This window comes from Bacillus sp. FJAT-49711 (assembly GCF_018343715.1).
Classification (GTDB): Bacteria; Bacillota; Bacilli; order Bacillales; family Bacillaceae_C; genus Lederbergia.
In genome coordinates this window covers 1-17,826 of record NZ_JAGYPL010000002.1, presented here as the reverse complement: position 1 = coordinate 17,826, position 17,826 = coordinate 1, and the positions used below count along the sequence as shown (strand labels likewise).

16 protein-coding genes and 1 rRNA gene are annotated in these 17,826 nt (G+C 39.2%); 12 read left to right on the top strand and 5 right to left on the bottom strand.

Going from position 1 to position 17,826, the window contains the following annotated elements:
* Positions 1-63: 63 nt before the first annotated feature.
* Together rnpA and rpmH are read right to left on the bottom strand one after the other, a co-directional pair.
* The gene (gene rnpA / locus KHA96_RS07710; RefSeq protein WP_213128747.1) at positions 64-408 is read right to left on the bottom strand and encodes a ribonuclease P protein component; all 345 of its coding nucleotides are present in this window, start codon (positions 406-408) and stop codon (positions 64-66) included.
* A gap of 155 nt (positions 409-563) precedes the next feature.
* On the bottom strand, positions 564-698 hold the full coding sequence (rpmH, locus tag KHA96_RS07705; protein ID WP_144926158.1) for a 50S ribosomal protein L34: 135 nt from the start codon (positions 696-698) through the stop codon (positions 564-566).
* A gap of 637 nt (positions 699-1,335) precedes the next feature.
* Here rpmH and dnaA point away from each other — a divergent pair.
* The 7 genes from dnaA to gyrA all read left to right on the top strand — a co-directional run bounded on the left by dnaA (position 1,336) and on the right by gyrA (position 10,334).
* Positions 1,336-2,679: a chromosomal replication initiator protein DnaA gene (gene dnaA / locus KHA96_RS07700; RefSeq protein ID WP_213128746.1), complete on the top strand. Its 1,344-nt coding sequence runs from the start codon at positions 1,336-1,338 to the stop codon at positions 2,677-2,679.
* Positions 2,680-2,865: 186 nt separating this feature from the next.
* A complete protein-coding gene (gene dnaN / locus KHA96_RS07695; protein WP_213128745.1) occupies positions 2,866-4,002 on the top strand; it encodes a DNA polymerase III subunit beta in 1,137 nt (378 codons plus the stop codon).
* A gap of 235 nt (positions 4,003-4,237) precedes the next feature.
* Positions 4,238-4,453: a S4 domain-containing protein YaaA gene (gene yaaA, locus KHA96_RS07690; protein WP_213128744.1), complete on the top strand. Its 216-nt coding sequence runs from the start codon at positions 4,238-4,240 to the stop codon at positions 4,451-4,453.
* Between the two features lie 14 nt (positions 4,454-4,467).
* Positions 4,468-5,586, top strand: coding sequence for a DNA replication/repair protein RecF (recF, locus tag KHA96_RS07685; protein ID WP_213128743.1), 1,119 nt, complete (start codon positions 4,468-4,470; stop codon positions 5,584-5,586).
* 9 nt (positions 5,587-5,595) lie between these two features.
* Positions 5,596-5,853 carry an extracellular matrix regulator RemB gene (gene remB, locus KHA96_RS07680; RefSeq protein ID WP_213128742.1) on the top strand — a complete coding sequence of 86 codons (258 nt, stop codon included), beginning with the start codon at positions 5,596-5,598 and terminating at the stop codon, positions 5,851-5,853.
* 23 nt (positions 5,854-5,876) lie between these two features.
* Complete coding sequence (gene gyrB, locus KHA96_RS07675) at positions 5,877-7,802, top strand: DNA topoisomerase (ATP-hydrolyzing) subunit B (RefSeq protein ID WP_213129866.1); 1,926 nt, start codon at positions 5,877-5,879, stop codon at positions 7,800-7,802.
* A gap of 54 nt (positions 7,803-7,856) precedes the next feature.
* Positions 7,857-10,334, top strand: coding sequence for a DNA gyrase subunit A (gyrA, locus tag KHA96_RS07670; RefSeq protein WP_213128741.1), 2,478 nt, complete (start codon positions 7,857-7,859; stop codon positions 10,332-10,334).
* Between the two features lie 34 nt (positions 10,335-10,368).
* Here the strand turns inward: gyrA and KHA96_RS07665 are convergent, their stop codons facing one another.
* The 3 genes from KHA96_RS07665 to KHA96_RS07655 are packed head-to-tail and all read right to left on the bottom strand — an operon-like array spanning position 10,369 to position 14,008.
* Positions 10,369-10,854, bottom strand: a complete 486-nt coding sequence (locus KHA96_RS07665) for a (2Fe-2S)-binding protein (protein ID WP_213128740.1) — start codon at positions 10,852-10,854, stop codon at positions 10,369-10,371.
* Positions 10,847-11,686 carry an FAD binding domain-containing protein gene (locus KHA96_RS07660; RefSeq protein WP_213128739.1) on the bottom strand — a complete coding sequence of 280 codons (840 nt, stop codon included), beginning with the start codon at positions 11,684-11,686 and terminating at the stop codon, positions 10,847-10,849. The genes KHA96_RS07665 and KHA96_RS07660 overlap by 8 nt, the downstream gene beginning before the upstream one ends.
* A 3-nt stretch (positions 11,687-11,689) precedes the next feature.
* Positions 11,690-14,008: a xanthine dehydrogenase family protein molybdopterin-binding subunit gene (locus KHA96_RS07655; RefSeq protein WP_213128738.1), complete on the bottom strand. Its 2,319-nt coding sequence runs from the start codon at positions 14,006-14,008 to the stop codon at positions 11,690-11,692.
* 218 nt (positions 14,009-14,226) lie between these two features.
* Between KHA96_RS07655 and KHA96_RS07650 the strand changes: the two genes are divergently transcribed.
* The 5 genes from KHA96_RS07650 to KHA96_RS07635 all read left to right on the top strand — a co-directional run bounded on the left by KHA96_RS07650 (position 14,227) and on the right by KHA96_RS07635 (position 17,815).
* Positions 14,227-14,385 (top strand): hypothetical protein, encoded by a 159-nt coding sequence (locus KHA96_RS07650; RefSeq protein WP_213128737.1) that lies wholly within the window; start codon positions 14,227-14,229, stop codon positions 14,383-14,385.
* 32 nt (positions 14,386-14,417) lie between these two features.
* Positions 14,418-14,636: a hypothetical protein gene (locus tag KHA96_RS07645; RefSeq protein WP_213128736.1), complete on the top strand. Its 219-nt coding sequence runs from the start codon at positions 14,418-14,420 to the stop codon at positions 14,634-14,636.
* Between the two features lie 14 nt (positions 14,637-14,650).
* A complete protein-coding gene (locus KHA96_RS23240; protein ID WP_283248447.1) occupies positions 14,651-14,785 on the top strand; it encodes a hypothetical protein in 135 nt (44 codons plus the stop codon).
* 137 nt (positions 14,786-14,922) lie between these two features.
* Positions 14,923-16,005: an HD-GYP domain-containing protein gene (locus KHA96_RS23000; RefSeq protein WP_213128735.1), complete on the top strand. Its 1,083-nt coding sequence runs from the start codon at positions 14,923-14,925 to the stop codon at positions 16,003-16,005.
* A 261-nt stretch (positions 16,006-16,266) separates the two neighbouring features.
* Positions 16,267-17,815 (top strand): 16S ribosomal RNA (locus KHA96_RS07635).
* Positions 17,816-17,826: the final 11 nt, after the last annotated feature.

Sequence of the window (17,826 nt, the reverse complement as noted above, 5' to 3'; positions counted from 1 at the left end):
GGTTCTTCGGCTATTTTAACATTTTTTTGCTAAGATAGTTCGTTTTAAACGTATATTTTTAACTTATCTTCTTTTAAACGATTTGCCTACCTTAAGAACATGTTCCAAACTCTTTTTTACCTCATGGAAATCCATTTCCGCTGTAGGTTTTCTAGCTATGATGACATAGTCCTTTCCATTATCAACTTGATCTTTAAATTCATGAAAAGCTTGACGTATGTATCGTTTAATTTGATTACGTTTTACGGCATTTCCAATTTTTTTACTCACTGATAAGCCAATTCTAAAATATTCTAGTTCCTCTTTTTTCAATATATATATAACAAATTGCCTGTTGGCAACGGATTTCCCCTTCTTAAAAACCTCTTGAAAATCAAGATTTTTTTTGATCCTAAACGCTTTTTTCATACTTTCACCCGCATTATGGATTCTTTTTGATTTTAGTTCCGTCTATGAGCAAATTTTCTATCCTGTTCACTCGAGAAATCAACCACATTCGCCTTCAGAGACCTTCATTTTTGTAATATCTACTAAAAAAAAGACCACTGAGACGGTTCAGTGGTCTACGCTGATAACACTTTTCTTCCTTTGCGACGACGTGCAGCCAATACTCTACGGCCATTTTTTGAACTCATGCGCGCACGGAATCCGTGTACTTTGCTTCTTTTACGTTTATTTGGTTGAAATGTTCTTTTCATGTATGACACCTCCCCGAGGGTAAGAAAAAATTTCAGTATTAGACATACTAGATAATTATAGAGAGACACCAGGATGATGTCAAGTGGTTTTAAAATACCAAACATATCCTCTGATCAGAATCCAATCACAATTTTTAGTGTCTAGCTTCAGAGTTGTCGACTAGCGATCACTATAGTCTTTTTCTTTTAAAAAAATCAACTTTCAATAAAGTTGACACTTCGCTTTTTTAAATTGTGAATAACTTTTTACCATTTTTCTTTATCCACAACACATATCGACAAGTTTTTCACAAATTAAGTGGCTGTGGGTAATTTTTTTCCATAGTATATTAGTCTTGTGGATAATTTCGTTAATGCATTGCTAAGCATGCTTTTATTTGATATGATTATGGTGTTTTCATTCTGAATAAAATTTATCCGGGAAATCATTATCCACAGATTGTGAATAACATGTGGATAAACTATTCAGTGGGTTTGGATAAACTTGTCCACAATCGGTGGATGATGTCGAAATCTGCTTTCCTACCTTATTATATAGTTTTCCACATTCATAGAGTTGCATAATTATAAAATTCGGATGGAAAAAGGCGAAACAGTTATATAACAGCTGTGATTTAATTGCAAGGGAGGTAAAACTTTGGAAAACATAGCTGATCTTTGGGCCCAGGTCTTGATGAATATTAAAAAAAAGGTCAGTAAGCCTAGTTTCGATACTTGGCTTAGGTCAACGGAAGCTTATTCTCTTAAAGGGGATACGATTACCGTGAGTGCCCCTAATGCATTTGCTAGAGAGTGGCTTGAGGGTCAATATTCTCAATTGATATCTGGACTTTTATATGAAATTATCGGCGAAGAATTAAATGTAAAATTCATCATTCCACCTGATCAAGAAGAGGAAAAGAAGGAAGTTGTGAACAATAAGCCCAAAAAGAAGGACGAACCAGTAGAACTTTTTCAAAACATGCTTAATTCCAAGTATACGTTTGATACGTTCGTTATTGGATCCGGAAATCGCTTTGCCCATGCGGCATCATTAGCTGTGGCAGAAGCTCCAGCAAATGCGTACAATCCTCTTTTTATTTATGGTGGAGTAGGAATGGGCAAAACCCACTTAATGCACGCAATTGGCCATTATGTACTTGAACATAATCCGACGGCAAAAGTCGTTTACTTATCGTCTGAAAAATTCACAAACGAATTCATTAATTCAATTCGTGATAATAAAGCAGAGGATTTTCGAAATAAATATCGCAGCGTCGATGTCCTGCTGATTGATGATATTCAATTTCTAGCTGGAAAAGAATCGACGCAAGAGGAATTTTTCCATACTTTTAATACTCTTCATGAAGAAAGTAAGCAAATCATTATTGCAAGCGACCGTCCCCCAAAAGAAATTCCCACACTCGAGGACCGTTTAAGATCACGTTTCGAATGGGGACTCATAACAGACATTACACCTCCAGATTTAGAAACGCGCATCGCCATTTTACGTAAGAAAGCGAAAGCGGATGGACTAGATATTTCTAATGAGGTCATGCTTTATATAGCTAATCAAATCGATTCGAATATTAGAGAGCTAGAGGGTGCTCTCATTCGAGTAGTAGCTTATTCATCCCTCATTAATAAAGATATTAATGCTGATTTAGCTGCAGAAGCATTAAAAAGTATCATCCCAAGTTCAAAGCCAAAGGTTGTAACGATCCTCGATATCCAGAAGGTGGTTGGCGCTGAATATAATGTAAAGTTGGATGATTTCAAAGCGAAAAAGCGGACAAAATCGATTGCTTTTCCTCGTCAAATCGCCATGTTTCTTTCACGTGAGATGACTGATTTTTCTCTTCCTAAAATTGGTGAGGAATTTGGCGGACGTGACCATACAACTGTTATTCATGCCCATGAAAAAATATCGAAGCTATTGGAAATCGATCAGGAATTACAAAATAAGCTCGAAGAAATTCGTTCTTCTCTAAAAAATATATAATGGGGATTTTGTGTATAACTTGAACACCTTCATGCACAGCATGTCCACATGTGAATAATTTGTATTTCCAAGTAATTCACAGGGTTATCCACATATTCACAGGCCCTATTACTATTACTACGATTTTATTTTTAAAAAATAATAATATACTAGTTAATTTCAATTTTAGGAAATGGGGGAATAAGCATGAAGTTTGTCATTCAGCGAAATCGTCTAATCGATAGTGTTCAAGATGTTATGAAGGCCGTATCATCAAGAACGACAATCCCAATATTAACAGGAATTAAAATTGTTGCTTCTAATCAAGGAATTACGTTAACAGGCAGTGATTCTGATATTTCTATTGAATCCTTTATCCCAAAAGAGGAAAACGGAGATGAGATTGTAGAAATAAAAGAACCTGGTGCAATTGTTTTAAATGCTAAGTTTTTTGGTGAAATTGTCAGGAAGCTGCCAATGGATTTTGTTGAATTTGAAGTGCAAAACCATCATCAAACGATTATTAGATCAGGTAAAGCAGAATTTAATCTTAACGGATTGGATGCTGATGAATACCCGCATCTCCCACAAATATCTGAGGATAAAGTCTTTTCAATCCCAACAGATTTATTAAAGTCTATTATTAGACAGACGGTTTTTGCAGTGTCCACCTCAGAAACACGCCCCATCTTGACAGGTGTAAACTGGCACATAGAAGATGGGAAACTGACATGTACAGCAACTGATAGTCATAGACTCGCAATGCGTACAGCTCCGATTGATATGGATCCATCGGAAAATTATAATGCTGTCATTCCAGGGAAAAGTTTAATCGAACTAAGTAAAATTTTGGATGATACTAATAATCCTGTAGAAATTGTTATGACAGATAATCAATTTCTTTTTAAATCAAAAAATCTTTTATTCTTTTCTCGTCGTTTAGAAGGGAATTACCCTGATACATCTAGACTTATACCAACTGAAAGCAAAACTGAACTTGTACTTCAGGCAAAGGATTTTCTTCACGCTATCGACCGTGCTTCACTCCTTGCTAGAGGTGAACGAAATAATGTTGTAAAACTAGTTACGTTGGAAGAAAAAACAATTGAAATATCTTCAACTACTCCTGAAATCGGTAATGTTGTCGAACAAATCCAAAGCGAATCCATCAGCGGAGAAGAACTAAAAATCTCCTTCAGCGCCAAATACATGATGGACGCACTAAAAGCTTTAGAAGGCACAGATATCATCATCCACTTTACCGGAGCGATGAGACCTTTTATTATAAAATCAGTTGATGATGAATCGATTTTGCAATTGATCTTGCCAGTGAGAACATTTTAATTAAGAAAACTTTTAAATAAATAATTTGTTTATACACAGAGTTGATTGGAGTGGAAGGCGAACGCCTGCAGCGGAAATCAACGGATAAGTTTTAAAAATCCTGCCAAAAACACGGCGGGATTTTTAAATTTTTTAACCGAGGAACCTTTGTTATCAAAGATTTCAGCAATTTTTTGTAATGATCCTCAATCTTTAGTAAAATAAAGAAAGGACTATTCATGAAAAGAGTGAGAACGTGGATAATGAAATTAAAATAGATACGGATACAATTACACTTGGTCAGTTTTTAAAACTTGCTGACGTCATTTCCTCCGGTGGAATGGCAAAGTGGTTTTTAAGCGAACACGAGGTGTTTATTAATGGTGAGCAGGACCAACGAAGAGGCCGAAAACTGAAAGTAAATGATAAAATTGACATAAAAGGGCTTGGCACCTTTGTCATTGTCCGCTAAAGGATGTTGACTTCATGTATATTGAAGAGCTGGAGTTGAAAGATTATCGAAATTATCATGATCTGACCGTTTCCTTTGAAAATAATGTTAACGTCATATTAGGCGAAAATGCTCAAGGGAAAACAAATGTCATGGAATCGATATTCGTATTAGCCATGGCAAAATCACATAGAACGTCCAATGATAAAGATTTAATACGTTGGGACGCAGATTATGCTAAAATAAAGGGAAGGCTGCAAAAAATAAATGGTTCTGTACCATTGGAGCTCATTATTTCAAAAAAGGGTAAAAAAGCGAAGTTTAATCATATTGAACAGCAAAAATTAAGCCGCTACGTAGGAAATATGAATGTTGTCATGTTTGCGCCTGAAGATCTCCATCTTGTAAAAGGGAGCCCTCAAGTAAGGCGTCGTTTTATTGATATGGAAATTGGCCAAGTATCTCCTGTGTATTTATACGATATGAGCCAATTTCAAAAAATATTGCAGCAACGCAATAATTACTTGAAACAGCTGCAAATCAAAAAACAAACTGATCTTACGTTTCTTGAAGTACTGACCGCGCAATATATCGAAGTGGCGGTAAGGGTTATAAAAAAGAGATTTGAATTCATCCAAATGCTGGAGAAGTGGGCAAAACCAATCCATTCGGGAATTTCTCGCGGATTAGAAACACTTTCTATTCAATATAAGCCGTCCATTGAGGTATCGGAAGACACGGATTGGTCCAAAATGGTAACAGTATTTGAAGATAAAATCGATTCACTAAAGCAAAGAGAAATTGATCGTGGTGTTAGTTTGATTGGACCACATCGTGACGAAATTATTTTTTTTGTCAATGGCAGGGATGTGCAAACGTTCGGTTCCCAAGGACAGCAGCGAACAACCGCATTATCCGTAAAATTGGCTGAAATAGATTTGATTTATTCAGAAATTAATGAATATCCGATTTTGTTGCTGGATGATGTTTTATCTGAACTTGATGATTATCGCCAGTCGCATTTATTAAATACGATCAAAGGGAAAATCCAGACGTTTGTCACGACGACAACCATTGATGGGATTGATCATCAAACACTGAGGGAAGCTACAACTTTCAATGTTCGGAGTGGAGTAATGGAAAGAGTGAAATGAGGTGAACGGATGTATATTCATGTCGGGGAAGATGTCATGATTCGCTCAAGCGAAATCATTGCCATACTAGAAAAAGATACGGTCCATTCCTCCGATGAAATTAAGCACTTTTTAGAAGAAAATAAAAAGGCGATTGTTCATTTATCGAACGGAAATTTTAAATCGATGATCGTGACCAATCCTCATGTTTACTTATCTCCTATTGCTTCAGGAACATTGAAAAAACGCTTATTGCAACCAGAAAGCGATGTCGAAATAGATGATTGAAAGAGCGGGTGAGTTTTATGACAATGGATCAAAAAGATTTTCAAGAGCAATCATATGATGAAAATCAAATACAAGTGCTTGAAGGCTTGGAAGCAGTTCGAAAACGACCTGGAATGTATATCGGCTCAACCAGCTCAAAAGGACTTCATCACCTTGTATGGGAAATTGTAGATAATAGCATTGACGAAGCGTTGGCAGGATATTGTGATGAAATTAATGTCACGATTGAAAAAGATAATAGCATTACCGTTAAAGATAATGGCCGTGGTATACCGGTTGGGATCCAGGAGAAAATGGGAAGACCTGCAGTTGAAGTTATTTTAACTGTACTTCATGCTGGAGGAAAATTCGGCGGCGGCGGATACAAAGTATCGGGCGGCCTCCATGGCGTTGGAGCATCAGTCGTAAACGCCCTTTCGACTGAATTGGAAGTATATGTCCACTTAAATGGACAAATTCACTATCAGAAATATGAACGTGGCGTTCCATGTTTTGACTTAAAAGTGATCGGTGAAACGGATTATACTGGCACAATTATCCACTTTATACCAGATACAGAAATATTCACAGAGACGGTCGAATACGAATTTGATACTCTCGCTACCCGTATTCGGGAACTTGCTTTTTTAAATAAGGGCTTAAAGCTGACGATTGAGGACAAACGTGGCGAAGAACCAAAAATTAGTGAGTTTCATTATGAAGGCGGAATAAAATCATATGTTGAGCATTTAAACAAATCGAAAGAAGTTCTGCATGAGGAGCCTGTGTATATTGAAGGGGAGAAAGATGGTATTGAGGTTGAGGTTGCCCTTCAATATAACGATGGCTATGCAAGTAATTTATACTCTTTCGCCAATAATATTCACACATATGAAGGCGGTACGCATGAATTTGGATTTAAGACTGCGTTAACTCGGGTTATTAATGATTACGCACGGAGAAGTAATATTTTTAAAGATAATGATAATAATCTTTCGGGTGAAGATGTGCGTGAAGGCTTAACGGCGATCGTTTCCATTAAGCATCCAGATCCACAATTTGAAGGTCAAACGAAAACGAAACTCGGTAATTCAGAAGCTCGTACAATTACTGACTCATTGTTTTCCGAGTACTTTGAAAAAATATTGCTGGAGAATCCAGTACTTGCCCGCAAAATTGTTGATAAAGGATTAATGGCAGCAAGAGCTCGATTAGCGGCAAAAAAAGCTCGTGAATTGACACGGAGAAAAAGTGCGCTTGAAATTTCTAATTTACCAGGAAAATTAGCAGACTGTTCTTCCCGTGATCCGGAAATTAGCGAACTGTTCGTCGTTGAGGGTGATTCTGCAGGTGGTTCCGCAAAACAAGGACGAGATCGGCATTTCCAAGCTATTTTACCGTTAAGAGGTAAGATCTTGAATGTTGAAAAGGCACGTCTCGATAGAATCCTTTCGAATAATGAGATTCGAACAATTATTACGGCGCTTGGAACGGGGATTGGAGAAGAATTCGATATTGCTAAGTCTCGATATCACAAAATGGTGATTATGACGGATGCGGATGTTGATGGTGCTCATATTCGAACATTGCTATTAACATTCTTTTACCGATTTATGAGGCCATTGTTAGAGGCAGGGTTTGTATACATTGCTCAACCACCTCTTTATAAAATTTCCCAAAGTAAAAAAGATCATTATGTGTATTCAGATAAAGAGTTGGAGGATTTATTGGCTGAATTGCCACAAGTTCCAAAGCCAGGCATTCAGCGATATAAAGGTCTAGGGGAAATGAATCCAGAGCAGCTTTGGGAAACAACAATGGACCCAGAAAATCGTACACTTCTTCAAGTGAGCCTTGAAGATGCGATTGAAGCGGACCAAACATTTGATATGTTAATGGGTGAAAAAGTGGAGCCGCGTCGAATTTTCATTGAAGAAAACGCGTTGAATGTAAAGAATCTAGATATTTAATAGATTCTGCATCAATATCCATAGCGCTTTTCTATAGAGGAGGTTGCCACTATTATGGCAGATGTACCTAATTCAAATATAAAAGAAATTAATTTAAGTTATGAAATGCGTTCTTCATTCCTTGATTACGCGATGAGTGTTATCGTTGCCCGTGCTTTACCTGATGTTCGGGATGGATTAAAGCCGGTGCATCGTCGTATTTTATATGCGATGAATGACCTTGGAATGACAAGTGATAAAGCGTATAAGAAGTCAGCGAGGATCGTAGGGGAAGTTATCGGTAAATACCATCCACACGGCGACTCGGCTGTTTATGAAACAATGGTTCGGATGGCGCAAGATTTTAGCTATCGAAATATGCTTGTAGATGGACACGGGAACTTTGGATCGGTTGATGGGGATTCTGCTGCTGCCATGCGTTATACAGAAGCGAGAATGTCCAAAATTTCGATGGAACTTGTCCGAGATTTAAATAAAGATACGATTGATTATAAAGACAATTATGACGGCTCTGAAAGAGAACCGGTTGTTTTGCCTGCTCGTTTTCCTAATCTTTTAGTCAATGGTTCTTCGGGAATTGCTGTTGGTATGGCAACGAATATTCCACCACATCAGCTTGGAGAAGTAATCGACGGATTGATGCTGTTAAGCCGTGATCCAGACATTACTATTCAAGAATTAATGGAGTCTATTCAAGGGCCTGATTTCCCTACTGCAGGAATGATCTTAGGCAGAAGCGGAATTAGAAGAGCATATGAAACAGGCCGTGGCTCTATTACTTTAAGAGCAAAAGTAGAGGTCGAAACGAAGGCAAACGGCAGAGAAACGATTCTCGTTCATGAGCTTCCTTACCAAGTAAATAAAGCAAAATTGATTGAACGGATCGCTGAACTTGTCCGTGAGAAAAAAATTGAGGGTATTACGGATTTAAGGGATGAATCCGACAGGACAGGTATGCGCATTGTCATGGAAGTCCGCAGAGATGCAAATGCCAATGTCATTTTAAATAATTTATACAAATTGACCGCCATGCAAACTAGTTTCGGGATCAATATGCTGGCGCTAGTTGATGGACAGCCGAAAGTATTGAACTTAAAGCAATGTCTATATTATTATCTCGAACATCAAAAGACGATTATAAGACGTAGAACTGAGTTTGAACTGAGAAAAGCGGAAGCGCGTGCTCATATTTTAGAAGGTTTAAGAATTGCGCTTGATCATATCGATGCCATTATTAGCTTAATCAGGGGATCAGAAACGACTGAAATTGCTAGAAATGGATTAATGGAGCAATTTAACTTAACTGAAAAGCAGGCACAAGCGATTTTAGATATGCGACTTCAGCGTTTAACAGGATTAGAACGCGAAAAAATTGAAGAAGAATATCAAGGTCTAGTCAAATTAATTGCTGAATTAAAAGCTATTTTGGCAGACGAAGAAAAAATTCTTGAAATCATTCGAGAAGAATTGCTGGAAATAAAAGAACGCTTTGATGACGGAAGACGTACCGAAATTGTAGCAGGCGGCATAGAGGAAATTGAAGATGAAGATTTAATCCCGAGAGAAAATATCGTAGTGACGTTGACTCATAATGGATATATTAAACGATTGCCGATTTCCACCTATCGAAGCCAAAGGCGAGGCGGCCGCGGCGTACAAGGAATGGGAACGAATGACGATGATTTTGTGAAGCATTTGATCACCACATCTACTCACGATACGATATTGTTCTTCACGAATAAAGGGAAGGTTTATCGTGCAAAAGGGTATGAAATTCCTGAATTCAGTCGTACTGCTAAAGGTCTTCCAATCATTAATCTTCTTGGAATTGAAAAAGACGAATGGATTAATACGGTCATTTGTGTAGAAGAATTTCTTGATGATTGGTATTTGTTCTTTGCAACGAAGCAAGGTGTTGTGAAGCGGACTCCGCTTTCCGCATTTGCCAATATTCGAAACAACGGATTAATTGCTTTAGGTCTTCGTGAAAACGATGAGCTGATTTCAGTTAAATTAACAGATGGCGAGAAAAATATCGTCATTGGAACGAAAAGTGGTTTATTGATTCGTTTTGTCGAAACAGATGTAAGGTCCATGGGTAGGTCGGCTACTGGGGTAAAAGGGATTACCTTATCAGATGACGACGAAGCAGTTGGAATGGAGATTCTTGAAGAGGATCATGATGTTCTCGTCGTAACAAAGAATGGTTATGGGAAAAGAACTTCTGCAGCTGAATACCGCCTTCAAACTCGTGGTGGTAAAGGACTCATTACGTGTAAAGTAACCGATAGAACCGGTACAGTAGTAGCAGTGGAAACGGTAAGAGGCGATGAAGATGTCATGCTGATTACAGCAGGTGGAATCTTGATCCGAATGGATGTACAGGATATTTCTGTCATCGGCCGAAATACGCAAGGCGTCAAACTCATTACGCTCGGTGATGAGGGAGCTGTTGCTACAGTAGCGAAGGTTGAAAAGGAAGAAGAGGAAAGTATTGATTCCGACGAACCAATAGAAGATGAAATAAATTAAACGAGCGCCAATTTTGGCGCTTTTTTTTATGCTTTTAAGAAAATAGCCTTAATTCATTCTCAATGGCAGACCAGATTGCTTCTTCAATTTCCTGATAACTTGTGCATCTGCATATATTAGATGAGAGCCAGCTTCTAACTGTTTCTTTTGATGGTTTTGAATGATTTAAAAGCAATGAATGGCAATTGATAATGAAGCCTGGTGTACAATATCCGCATTGAAAGGCAAAATGCTGAATAAAGGCTTCTTGAATAGGAGTGCCGCGCAATCCTTCAATCGTTGTAATTTTATGACCCGCAGCCTCTATCGCCAACATAATGCATGATTTTAAAGGGAGATTGTCAACCATGACAGTGCACGCGCCGCAATCTCCATTTAGGCATCCCGGTTTTGCACCGGTCAATGAAAGTTTATTGCGAAGGAGATGTAGAAGGGTTTCGCCTGCCTGAATATTAATATTTTTCATTTCGCCGTTTATGTCTAATTCTATCTCAAATGTTCGATCTCCATCTTTAGCCATTATACCCCTCCATTTCTAACAAGAAATCCATTAATATATTCCTTAAAACAAATAGCCGATATTCCTTTGATCCTTCAATGTCATCAAGGATGGGATGGGGTAATTGCTGTATGGCATTTTCAATTCTGCTTTCAAAAGATAGAGTAGTATTGTTTATTTCCTTTTCCATGGCGAAGGAGCGAAAAGGAAATGGGCAAATTCCACTGAAGGCTATTCTAAGAACTCCATCCATTTTTAGAGCAGCACCTGTAATGAGGGGATAACCTGTTTCCCATTGCTTTCTAATTTTTCGAGAAATAAAAGGGAGACTTAAAAAATGTGATTCAGTTCGTATACTCACGAGCAGCTGGCCTTCCTCCAGCAGCAGTTCTTTATTAAAGATTACATTTATCGGAATTTGTTGTATGCCTTGTAAACTGGCTATAAGAAGGTGGCTATCTGAGATCAGGAAGGGCAAAACTGCTTCCCGATAAAATATTTTTCCACAAATATTCCCGCCAATTGTAATTTTATTACGAGCGGTTCGATCAGCAATTTCGTAAGAAACATTCGTTAATAGTGGGAAATCATTATTAGATTCGATCATTGTCAGGGGAACAGACGCACCTATCATTAAAAATTGGGTTGTTCTTTCCATCATATTGCAATCCGGTATCCCTTTAATATCAATGATGGAGCTGGGAGTATCCATGTTCAATCTGCCAAGTGTTAATATCTCTGTCCCACCTGAAAAATACATTGGCTGTTTATTTGCTTTTTTTAAATCTCGAAACAATTCCACTGCCTCAGATAAACTAGTTGGTTTATAATACTCCACATATGCCGGCAACATATATTATTTCCCTCCCTCTTTTGTTCTCCATATTAGTTCGGGAATAAGAGGCAAGTGGTTGAGGTTTATGTGAAGTCCTGCAGATAAAGCATTTCCAAGGGCAGCGGGCATTCCTATTAGGCCGTGTTCCCCAACACCCCTTGCTCCATAAGGTGCATCAATTTGAAGAGTCTCTACAAAATCTACAATGTATTTAGGCTGCTCTCCAAAGCGCAGCGGGCGATACGTCCTTAACTGAGGGTTTAAAACCCGGGCATCTTCATCAAAAATGAATGTCTCTCTTCCTGCGAATGACAACCCTATGCTCATGGCTCCCATTACTTGTCCTCTGGCGCCAGCTTGATTTAAAACCTTGCCGATATCAATGACCGAATAAGCTTTTATTAACCGATATTGATAAGACCTCGTATCAATTTCAATTTCTACTCCTTGAGCTCCGACTGTCCATTCAGGCCCGGGCTTTCCTGCGCCCGTCTCATTGTTCAATGTAGTAATATGCCTAAGTGTATATGTTCCGCTCCCGATCATTTGTCCGCCAACCGCATTGCCATTTGGGTAAACAAAGCCATATGCAATGTCTTTAATGATAATATGAATGGTCGGGTCATCTCTTAAAAATACTTTTTCATATCCGACTTCCAAATCCTCCATTGGTGCAAGTAAAACACAAGCAGCCCTTTCTTTTAATTGAAAAATAACATCGTCTGCAGCTTTTAACACAGCCCTTCCTGCCATAAATGTTCCCCGGCTTGCGACTGTTTTCCAATGTTCTGGCGTACTTTGGGTATTAACTGGCATTTGTACATGGATTTTTTCAATCGGCATTTTCAATTTTTCGGCTAAGATTTGTGCTAAGACCGTTTTTGTCCCAGTTCCAATTTCTACGACACCTGATATTAAATTTATACTTCCATCGGGATTGAACGTTAAAATAACGCCTGAACTTGCATTTGAATCGATCGTAGAGTTTTTCCAAATGCAGCTAATTCCTTTCGCTCTAATTTTGTGCTGATCGACTTTGATCACCTGTCCGTTATCCCAATCCATTCGTTCCTTCAAAATAGAAATACATTTTTGTAAGTTCCCTACGTTGCTAGTGTTTAGTTTAACTTGGGTGGGTGTCGTATCTCCCGGTTTAATTGCATTAATTGATCTCAAATGAAAGGGGTCCATATTCAATTTATTGGCTAGCGTATCCATCGTTCTTTCAAAAGCAAATTGAACTTCTGAATGGCTAAAGCCTCTAAAAGGTGCTGGGTAAGGATGATTCGTATACATACAATATGAATCACAATAAATATTCTCAATATGATACGGTCCTGTACAATCGACGGCGCCAGCTCTCGCTAAATCAATCCCTTTATCTGAATAAGCACCGCTATCCCATAAATAAATAAGTTCCGCAACCTTTAAAAGTCCTTTTTCTGTACACCCAAGTTTTACTTTTGCTTCGAGCCCAATATGCCCTGGGGAAGTGACCATATCTTCTTCCCTCGTGTTGACGATTTTAACGGGTCTGCCACCTACTGCCAATGTTGCTATATAGGCGAGGATCTCCAATTGAACGGATGCTTTTCCACCGTATGCTCCTCCGACTAGTGGAGTATTCACAACGATGTTTCCAGAAGGTATGTCGAAATAATCCGCAATCAACTTTTTTATCATAAAGGGAGCCTGCGATGAGGATGTAATTTCGACCATACCACTATCATGAATTTGGGCAAATGAACAACGTGTTTCCATCGCAGCATGGTCTGAGGGATGAAATGAAAAAGTTGCTTCGACCGCTACAGCGCTCTCCATCCAACCTTTTCGAATATCTCCTTTGCGAATTTTTATTTTTGAAGCGATATTCGTTCCTGGTTCGGGAGACACACCTGCTGTTTTTTTATAATCTTCTAGATGTTCGTGGATTAACGGTGCATTTGGCTGAATGGCATCACTTGGAGAATTGACAACAGGTAAAGATTCATATGTTATATCAAGGTTATTAGCTCCCATTTCTGCTAATTGACGAGTATCCGCTACAACAATCGCGACGACTTCTCCAAAATAACGCACCCGATCAAAAGCGATGGGAGGACGGTCACGTAATTCTTCGCCTGTAAGCGGGAAATTTCCACCTGTAATAATGGCGCGAATTCCTTTTATAGTACGGGTTTTTGTGTCATCTATATGAATAATTTTTGCATGGCCGTATGGACTAGTTACAAGTTTTCCGTATAGCATTTCTTTTGATTCAAAATCATTCGTATATTTAGCCTTACCCGTTACTTTATCTAAGGATTCTTTACGGTAAATGCTTTTTCCAATGATCGTCATGCTTTCTTTCACCCCCACCTAATTAGGGCATGCTAATTCATCTTATGATGATGATGGCAGTTTACATTCATCAATTCGAAAAACAGTGAAGAAATTTTAGTAAAGATAAACGAGATGAGAGGAGAAAAAACCTGCCATGATGATTTCAAATATAAACGTTGTTACGCTCCTTCAGGCAATGAATATCTTATAGTGAAAGGAATAGGACGGTGAGAATTTTGGAAAAAGATACAGCCGAATGGATTTATCTTGATATTAATCTTATTGCTGCTGTCCTGTTGATAACGGGTCAATTAACGATGAACGGTATATTTATTCTACCGACTGGGGGATTTTCCATCCCATTGCAGGGACCAATCACGGGTGGAGACGATTAGTCGGAAAAAATAATTCAAAAGCTTTAACTTTTGTGGTAGATTCCATTGATTTTATTATCGCCCTCTTGCTGATATTCGGGCAAATCAGTGTCAGAGGTACATTAATCTCATCGGGGTATTTTTCAATTATCGTAAGTGAGCCTATATTTGGGGCTCCAAAAACAGAAGTTTTAGAAGAGGCAAAGAAAGAATTTTTTGAACATCTTTCACTTTTTTTAAAAGCAAATGGTCTTGATTATCATCGTAAATGAAAGGGGGAAAGGGAATGGCACTTACAGATATGCCTACAATAAAGCCTTTCAAAAGTGCACTTTTTATTGCAGCCGGTCTTTTAGCGTTTTTCTTATTTTTCTTTACTGATTATAAATCATCGGATACAGACCTTACTAAATCAAAATAACCATTAAAGGCTCCTTAGCGAGCTTTTTATTATTTGGAGTTTTCTCATTTATATTTATTTTGCTTATTAAAAATCCCCACGAATTGACCTTATTTTGATACAATATGAAGAGGAAAACGTTTTCCGGGGGTGGAATAGTGAAAGTTAAAGTAGAGAATTTAGTTGAAGGATGCATTATACATAAGGATGTAATGGGAAGGACGAAAAATCCTATTATACCGGCCGATACGGTATTGAATAAAATTCATTTGCAAATATTAAAATCTTTTTTGATAACAGAAGTTGAAATAGAAAATAAATTAGAAAACGGTGAGTATTTTAAGGGAACGAGTGAATTAGAAAGCACTTCTCAAGAGAAGTCATCACAGTCCGCTTCCTTTTTAGAGTATTACAGTCAAGCAGTTGAGCAGTATAAAAAGGAATTTCAATCTTGGCAATCAGGAATGGGAATAAATATTGCTAATATAAGAACATTCCTAATACCACTATTTGATAAAGCTCAAGAAAATAAAAATTGGATTCGAAGAATTCACCGATTTTCGAATAAACAGGATTATTTTTATCATCACCCGATTGCAGTCGCTATGATTGCCAGCTTTATAGCAAAGGGATTAGGCTATGACAATGGACAATGTTTGCAAGTTGCTTTAGCTGGTTGTCTTGCGGATTGTGGAATGGCAAAAATAAATGAATCGACGTTTATGAATACAAGATCCTTAAACGAACAAGAATGGAATGAAATTAAGAAACATCCAATACATAGTTATCAATTAGTGAAGGATATTTCATTATTAAAACCTGAAACTAAGATAGCCATATTACAACATCATGAACGATTGGATGGTTCCGGTTATCCAATTGGTGAAATAGGAAATCGGGTTCAAATGCATTCACAAATTGTGGCAATTGCAGATATCTATCATGCGATGACGGCAGAACGACCATATAAAAGTATGCAATCCCCTTTTAAAGCCTTACAAGTGATGGAGGAAGACCAGTTTGGCAAATTGCATATTTCCATTTTGAAGGTTTTAATATCCGGAATTGCTTCTCTTCCTGTCGGAACAACTATTAAACTTTCTGATGATCAGCTAGGAAAGATTATTTTCGTAAAACAAGACGCCTTGCTTAGACCATTGGTGAAAATCTTAGATACAGGTGAAATCCTTGATCTAGAGAAAAATAGAAACATTTATATCGATTCCATTATAGGAAGCTAACAAAGAATAGATGTTGGACAAAAATACCATTATTTTCTTTTTAAAAAAACTCTTGCATACTTTATCGAAAGTTGTTATATTAGTAAATGTGCTTACGAGCTTGAAAGTTTTATTTTAAAAAATGTATTGACATTGAATAACATCGATGTTATTATATAAAAGTTGCTTAAAAAGCTTATGAGAGTTTGATCTTTGAAAACTGAACGAAACAAAACGTCAAAAATTATTTTTTTTGCAAGACCAGCTAATGAGCTAACAAACTTTAATGAGAGTTTGATCCTGGCTCAGGACGAACGCTGGCGGCGTGCCTAATACATGCAAGTCGAGCGGATCTTTAGGAGCTTGCTCCTAAAGATTAGCGGCGGACGGGTGAGTAACACGTGGGCAACCTGCCTGTAAGACTGGGATAACTTCGGGAAACCGGAGCTAATACCGGATAACTTCTTTCCCTGCATGGGGAAAGGTTGAAAGACGGTTATGCTGTCACTTACAGATGGGCCCGCGGCGCATTAGCTAGTTGGTGAGGTAACGGCTCACCAAGGCAACGATGCGTAGCCGACCTGAGAGGGTGATCGGCCACACTGGGACTGAGACACGGCCCAGACTCCTACGGGAGGCAGCAGTAGGGAATCTTCCGCAATGGACGAAAGTCTGACGGAGCAACGCCGCGTGAGTGAAGAAGGTTTTCGGATCGTAAAACTCTGTTATCAGGGAAGAACAAGTACCGTGTAACTAACGGTACCGTGACGGTACCTGACCAGAAAGCCACGGCTAACTACGTGCCAGCAGCCGCGGTAATACGTAGGTGGCAAGCGTTGTCCGGAATTATTGGGCGTAAAGCGCGCGCAGGCGGTTTCTTAAGTCTGATGTGAAATCTCGCGGCTCAACCGTGAGCGGTCATTGGAAACTGGGAAACTTGAGTGCAGAAGAGAAGAGCGGAATTCCACGTGTAGCGGTGAAATGCGTAGAGATGTGGAGGAACACCAGTGGCGAAGGCGGCTCTTTGGTCTGTAACTGACGCTGAGGCGCGAAAGCGTGGGGAGCGAACAGGATTAGATACCCTGGTAGTCCACGCCGTAAACGATGAGTGCTAAGTGTTAGAGGGTTTCCGCCCTTTAGTGCTGCAGCAAACGCATTAAGCACTCCGCCTGGGGAGTACGGCCGCAAGGCTGAAACTCAAAGGAATTGACGGGGGCCCGCACAAGCGGTGGAGCATGTGGTTTAATTCGAAGCAACGCGAAGAACCTTACCAGGTCTTGACATCCCGCTGACCGGCCTAGAGATAGGCCTTCCCCTTCGGGGGCAGCGGTGACAGGTGGTGCATGGTTGTCGTCAGCTCGTGTCGTGAGATGTTGGGTTAAGTCCCGCAACGAGCGCAACCCTTGATCTTAGTTGCCAGCATTTAGTTGGGCACTCTAAGGTGACTGCCGGTGACAAACCGGAGGAAGGTGGGGATGACGTCAAATCATCATGCCCCTTATGACCTGGGCTACACACGTGCTACAATGGATGGTACAAAGGGCTGCAAGACCGCGAGGTTTAGCCAATCCCATAAAACCATTCTCAGTTCGGATTGCAGGCTGCAACTCGCCTGCATGAAGCCGGAATCGCTAGTAATCGCGGATCAGCATGCCGCGGTGAATACGTTCCCGGGCCTTGTACACACCGCCCGTCACACCACGAGAGTTTGTAACACCCGAAGTCGGTGGGGTAACCCTCTGGGAGCCAGCCGCCGAAGGTGGGACAGATGATTGGGGTGAAGTCGTAACAAGGTAGCCGTATCGGAAGGTGCGGCTGGATCACCTCCTTTCTAAGGAATCT